Source organism: Reyranella sp. (assembly GCF_004296935.1).
Lineage (GTDB): Bacteria > Pseudomonadota > Alphaproteobacteria > Reyranellales > Reyranellaceae > Reyranella.
Genome location: NZ_SCVH01000074.1, coordinates 1 through 6,162, shown reverse-complemented (window position 1 = coordinate 6,162; position 6,162 = coordinate 1). Strand labels below are relative to the sequence as shown.

Below are 6,162 nucleotides of genomic sequence, written 5' to 3'. Positions count from 1 at the left end.
GCGATAGAAGAACGTCATCAGCAGCGAAGCGATGTGGGCGCCGTCGACATCGGCGTCGGTCATGATGATGACGCGCTCGTAGCGCAGCCTGTCGTCGCTGTAGTGGGCGCCGGTGCCGCAGCCCAGCGCCTGGATGAGGTCCTGGATCTCCTGGTTCTCGCGCAGCTTGTCGGCGCTGGCGCTCGCCACGTTCAGGATTTTTCCACGGAGTGGCAAAATAGCCTGAGTTTCGCGGTTGCGCGCGGCCTTGGCCGAACCGCCAGCCGAGTCGCCCTCGACCAGGAAGATCTCGGTGCCGATCGATCCCGTGCTGCTGCAGTCGGCCAGCTTGCCAGGCAGGCGGAGCTTGCGTGTCGCCGTCTTGCGTTGCTGTTCGCGGTCCTGCTTGCGGCGAAGCCGTTCCTCGGCTTTGGCGACGACATGCTCGAGCAGGACGTTGCCGACTTCCTTGTCGCCCGTCAGCCAGTGCTCGAAATTGTCGCCGACGATGGTCTCGACCAGCTTGGTCGCCTCGACGCTGACGAGCTTTTCCTTGGTCTGTCCCTGGAACTGCGGCTGCTCGATGAACACCGACACAAGGCCGGCCGCGCCTTCGATCACATCGTCGGCGGTGATGATCGAGCCCTTCCGGTTGCCGGTGAGCTCGGCATAGCGCTTGAGGCCGCGCAGCAGCGCGCTGCGGAAGCCCGATTCGTGCGTGCCGCCTTCGGCCGTCGGCACGGTGTTGCAGTAGGAGCGGACGAAGCCTTCCTCGTCGTTCGGCCACCACACCGCCCATTCGACCTTGCCGCCGGCGGTCCCGTTGGTCTCGCTCCTGGCCTCGCCGGCGAAGGGCTGCGGCACCACGGTGGGCCGCTCGCCGATTTCCGACGTCAGGTAGTCTTTCAGGCCACCGGCGAAGTGGAACGACTCCTCGGCCGGGATCGTACTGCCCTTGGGCAGCAACGACGGATCGCATTTCCAGCGGATCTCGACGCCGCGAAACAGGTAGGACTTGGATCGCGCCATGCGGTAGAGCCGCTCGGCGACGAAGGCATGCTTGCCGAAGATCTCCGGATCGGGATGGAAAGTGACCGTCGTGCCGCGCCGGTTGGGGGCAGGTCCGGCCGACTTGAGTTTGGAGGAGGGCTTGCCGCGCGAGAAGGTCTGAGCCCAGGCCTGCCGATCGCGCGCGACCTCGACGATCAACTCGTCCGACAGTGCATTGACGACCGAGACACCGACGCCATGCAGGCCGCCGGAGGTGGCGTAGACCTTGCCGTTGAACTTGCCGCCGGAATGCAGTGTCGTGAGGATGACCTCCAGCGCCGACTTGTTCTTGAATTTGGGGTGAGGGTCGACGGGAATACCGCGGCCGTTGTCGCGCACCAGGATACGATTGCCGGTGAGCATCTCGAGCCAGATCGTATCGGCATGACCGGCGACTGCCTCGTCCATGGCGTTGTCCAGCACCTCGGCCACGAGGTGATGCATCGCGCGCTCGTCGGTGCCGCCGATATACATGCCCGGGCGCTTGCGGACGGGCTCGAGCCCTTCCAGAACCTCGATGTCACGGGCGGTATAGGAGGTATCCTTGGTCGCCGCGGCGCGCTTGCCGCGTCCCGACCGATCGAACAGATCGCCATTCTTGGCCATGTTTGCTTCTTTTGTTACCGGCCGCGCGAGGGGATCACTTGATGGCCGGTGGGGCATGGGTATGGTAGCAAAATTGCCCGAAATCAACCATATCCGGTGGGGAATCGATGTCTGAAAATCGCCGCGATCCCATCGTAAGGACCGTGCCGCAGCCCGCCGATATGAACGGGAACGGCGATATTTTCGGTGGCTGGGTGCTCTCCCAGATGGACATCGCGGGTGGCACGCTGGCCGCGCGGGTGGCGAAGGGCAGGGTGGCGACCGTGGCGATCACGGCCATGAACTTCGTCCAGCCGATCAAGGTGGGAGACATGGTGTCGATCTATGGAGAAGTCGTGAAGGTGGGCCGGACCTCGATCACCATCGCGCTCGAAACCATGGTGCAGCGCCGTCACGAGCAGGTCGACATCCGCGTGACCCACGGCACGTATGTTTTCGTGGCGATCGACGATCACGGCAAGCCGCGGCCCGTGCCGCCGCAGGAGGTCGCCGCATGAAGACCGCTTTCGGCCTTCTCCTGGCGATCGCCGGGACGCTGATTTCTTCCGTCGTGCTGGCGCACCCCCACATCTGGATCCAGGAAGTGGTCAGGGTCGTGGCCAAGGACGGGAAGTACACCCACGTCGAGATCGAATGGCGCTTCGATCCGTTTTCGAGCGAGATCGAAATTCCCCTGATCGACGAGAACCAGGACGGCAAATTCTCGGCCAAGGAAACGAAGACGCTGGCCGATGAGATGATGCCGGAGCTCAAGAACTACGGCTACCTGACCTGGCTCAATACCGGGGCCAAGGATTTCCGGCCGACCCAGCGGCCGGCCTTCTCCGCGCGGATCGACGATCCGGCGAGCTTCGTCCCACCCGAGTGGGACCGTGCCGCCGGCGACAATGCCGGAATGCCGATGCCTCCGAACAAGCGCGCCGCGCAGCCTGACGGGCCGCGCAAGAAGGGGCCGCGCAATCTCGTCTACATCATGCGCTTCGCACTGCCGGAGCCGAGCAAGTCCCTTTCGATCGTGACCTACGATCCGGACGACTTCATGCGGCTCGAAGTCGACAAAGCCTCCATTCCGGCGGGCTGCACGCTGTCGAAGAACCCGGCGCACAAGACCGAGTTCGTGCGCGGCTATCCCGTCTTTGCCGACATCGTGACGTGCCAGCTACCATGAGGTCAGCTTCGGTGAGGTCGGCCGTGCTGCGCTCGCCGTTCCTCTGGATCGGCGTGCTGCTCCTGCTGGCGCTGGTCGGTGCCCTGGTGTTCAGCGACGGCGTCGCCGAGCTCGCGCGCTATTCCGCCGAGTATCAGCGCCGGATCCAGCAGGCGCTGTCGTCGTCGCTGCGCGACATCCAGTCCGGCTCGGGCTCACTGGCGCTATGGACGCTTTCCAGCGTGTGCTTCGGCTATGGCGTGGTGCATACGCTGGGGCCGGGGCACGGCAAGGCGGTCGTGGTGGCGTATTTCCTCGACAGCACCCGGCCCAGGGCCTGGATCGAGGGCATCTTCGCCGGCGCCTGGATCGCCTTCACCCACACGCTCGCCGCACTCCTGCTCGCTGGCGTGCTGAAGCTCTTCTACAGCGTCGGCCTGCTGGGGGCGCTGCGCGAAGTGCGCAATGTCGAGATCATCTCGTACGTCCTCATCCTGCTGGTCGGGTTCTGGCGGTTGTGGGCAGGAATCACGGGGCGGCTGCACGAGCATGATCATGGCCCGGGGCATGACCACGGCGATCATGGTCACGGTCACCATGACCATCATCATGCACATCACGACGAACCGCCCCGCCGGACGGCCGCCGGCTGGCTGCTGCTGACAGCGGCTGGCATCGCGCCCTGTGCCGGGGCGCTGGTGGTGATCCTGCTGTCGACCGCGCTCGGCGTCCTGTGGGCCGGTGTGATCGGCGTCATTGCCATCGCGTTCGGCATGGCCATCACCCTGGCCGCCATCGGGATGGCCTCGATGGTGGCGCACCGCCTGATCATCGGTGACGGCCGTTCGCAGGCGATCGGCCGTTTCACCACGATCGCCGCGTCGCTGATCGTGATCGCGACGGCGGGAACGTTGCTGCTGGGCGCGCTCGAACGCTTCTTCCGCTGAGCGCCCGAGGTGGCGGAGATCGCGGCGCCGAACCGGACGTCCCGGCCGCTACGCGGCGTCCTCTTCATGTGCATCGCCTGCGCCCTGTTCCCGATCATGAACGGGATCGTGAAGCTCCTGGCCGTGACCTACGAGCCGCAGCAGATCGTCTGGTTCCGCATCGTCTCGCATCTGGTGCTGGTCGCGGCGGTGTTCATGCCGCAGATGGGTCTCGGCCTGCTGCGGACGCGGCGGATCGGGACGCAGTTCGTGAGTTCGGTGATGATGCTGCTCTCGACGCTGTTCTTCTTCTCCGCGGTCAAGTACGTGCCCGTCGCCGAGGCGATCTCCGTCACCTTCGTGGCGCCGCTGGCCGTCGTGCTGCTCGCCTGGCCGCTGCTCGGCGAGCGCATCACCCTGTTCCGGATGGCCGCCGTGATTGTGGGCTTCGGCGGCGTGCTGATCGTGATCCGGCCAGGCAGTGCCGTATTCCAGTGGGCGTCGGTGCTGCTGCTGGGCAGCGCCATGTGCTACGCGATCTACCAGATCCTGATCCGTCGCCTGGCCGGGATCGACGCACCGGCCACGTCGATCTTCTACAGCGTCCTGCTGGGCGCAATCCTGATGTCGCTGTGGCTGCCGTTCGTCTGGAAGGCGCCGGTCGCCTGGACCGACTGGGCGCTGCTCTGCTCCCTGGGCGTCTTCGGCGCGCTGGGCCACTATTGCGTGGCCAAGGCCATGACCTACGCTTCAGCCAACTTCGTGGCGCCGTTCAACTATACGCAGATGATCGGCTCGGTCATCGTCGGCTACTTCATGTTCGCCGAAGTGCCGGATTTCTACACCTGGCTCGGAACGGCGGTGATCGTCGGCGCGGGCCTCATGGTCAGCTGGCAAGGCCGCAAGCCGCAAAAGAGCTAGGGCCTGCTTAAATTACGAGGTGCCAACAATATGAAAAAGAGTGCAACGACCAAGATCGAATCCCCGTCCAAGTTGATCGACGCGAGGATCAAGGAACTGGACGACTGGAGAGGCAAGATGCTCTCCCACGTCCGCACGCTCATCAAACAGGCTGATCCCGAGGTGGTCGAGGAGTGGAAGTGGAGGGGCGTTCCGGTCTGGTCTCATGATGGGATCATCTGCACCGGCGAGGCCTACAAGAGCGCCGTGAAGCTGACTTTCGCCAAGGGCGCTTCGCTAAAAGATCCTTCGGGACTGTTCAACTCGAGCCTTGAAGGCAACACCAGGCGCGCCATCGATCTTCATGAGGGAGATGAAATAAAAGAAGGCGCCTTCAAGACACTCATCCGCGCCGCTGCAGCCCTGAACAGGTCAAAGACCCGATAGTCGGGACCACTTTTCAAACAGTGCCCAGGGGAGGGAACATGCCTTATCTCGTCGCCGCCGACTTGGCCGCCGAACCAGCCGGCGTCCGCTTTCGCGCGCTGCTCGAGCGGCCGCAGATCCTGCGCATGCCGGGCACGCACAACGGCCTCGCCGCGCTGCAGGCGGCCAAGGCGGGCTTCGAGGCGCTCTACCTCTCGGGCGCGGCCATGTCGTCGTCGATGGGGCTGCCGGACCTCGGCGTCATCACGGTCGACGAGGTCTGCTTTTTCGTGCGCCAGGTGGCGCGGGCGTCCGGCCTGCCGGTGCTGGTCGACGGAGACACCGGCTACGGCGAGGCGCTCAATGTCATGCACATGGTGCGGGCGTTCGAGGAAGCCGGCGCAGGTGCAGTCCATATCGAGGACCAGATTCTTCCCAAGAAGTGCGGCCACCTGAACAACAAGAAGCTGGCGGAGCCGCACGACATGGCCGCCAAGGTCGCTGCCGCCGCCAAGGCGCGTCGCAACCTCGTGATCGTCGCGCGCACCGACGCGGCGGCAAGCGAGGGCATCGACGGCGCGGTCGCACGGGCAAAGCTCTACCTCGCGGCGGGTGCCGACGCGATCTTCCCGGAGGCCTTGACCAATGCCGAGATGTTCCGCGCCTTCGCCAAGGCGATGCCGGGGGTGAAGCTGCTGGCCAACATGACGGAGTTCGGGCGGACGCCGTTCTTCACGGCGAGCGAGTTCGAGGCAATGGGCTATCGCATGGTAATCTGGCCGGTGTCCGCCCTACGCGCGGCGAACAAGGCACAGGAGAGGGTCTACGCCGCCATCAGGCGCGACGGCGGCACGCAGAACGTGCTCGACCAGATGCAGACGCGCCAGGAACTCTACGACACGATCGGCTATCACGAGTACGAGACACTCGACGCCTCGATCGTCGAGACGATCGTACCGCAGGGAATGCCGCAGCGCTCCTAGAGTCCCAGCGGGGAGAGGTCGGGGGCGCGGCGGTGGAAGTCCGTCGCATCCTGAAAGGCCTTGCCCAACCGCAGTACGTCACGCTCGGCGAACGGCTTGCCGACGATCTGGATGCCGACCGGCAGGCCACCGGACTGGCCGGATG

7 protein-coding genes are annotated in these 6,162 nt (G+C 65.0%); 6 read left to right on the top strand and 1 reads right to left on the bottom strand.

What is annotated here, in order from left to right:
- Positions 1-1,635: DNA topoisomerase IV subunit B (locus tag EPO55_RS09870; protein ID WP_296336530.1), on the bottom strand; the 1,635-nt coding region annotated here is incomplete at its 3' end.
- Between the two features lie 107 nt (positions 1,636-1,742).
- Here EPO55_RS09870 and EPO55_RS09865 point away from each other — a divergent pair.
- From EPO55_RS09865 to prpB, 6 genes are read left to right on the top strand one after another with little or no spacing between them, the layout of a single operon-like run.
- Positions 1,743-2,132 carry an acyl-CoA thioesterase gene (locus EPO55_RS09865; protein ID WP_296336528.1) on the top strand — a complete coding sequence of 130 codons (390 nt, stop codon included), beginning with the start codon at positions 1,743-1,745 and terminating at the stop codon, positions 2,130-2,132.
- Positions 2,129-2,803, top strand: coding sequence for a DUF1007 family protein (locus tag EPO55_RS09860; RefSeq protein WP_296336527.1), 675 nt, complete (start codon positions 2,129-2,131; stop codon positions 2,801-2,803). Before EPO55_RS09865 ends, EPO55_RS09860 begins: the two co-directional genes overlap by 4 nt.
- A 23-nt stretch (positions 2,804-2,826) precedes the next feature.
- Positions 2,827-3,729 carry a hypothetical protein gene (locus EPO55_RS09855; protein ID WP_296336526.1) on the top strand — a complete coding sequence of 301 codons (903 nt, stop codon included), beginning with the start codon at positions 2,827-2,829 and terminating at the stop codon, positions 3,727-3,729.
- Between the two features lie 9 nt (positions 3,730-3,738).
- Positions 3,739-4,629, top strand: a complete 891-nt coding sequence (locus tag EPO55_RS09850) for a DMT family transporter (RefSeq protein ID WP_296336525.1) — start codon at positions 3,739-3,741, stop codon at positions 4,627-4,629.
- Positions 4,630-4,659: 30 nt separating this feature from the next.
- The gene (locus EPO55_RS09845; RefSeq protein ID WP_296336524.1) at positions 4,660-5,055 is read left to right on the top strand and encodes a DUF1801 domain-containing protein; all 396 of its coding nucleotides are present in this window, start codon (positions 4,660-4,662) and stop codon (positions 5,053-5,055) included.
- A gap of 38 nt (positions 5,056-5,093) precedes the next feature.
- Entirely contained in the window at positions 5,094-6,017 is a 924-nt protein-coding gene (gene prpB / locus EPO55_RS09840) for a methylisocitrate lyase (protein WP_296336523.1), read from the top strand.
- Positions 6,018-6,162 lie beyond the last annotated feature (145 nt).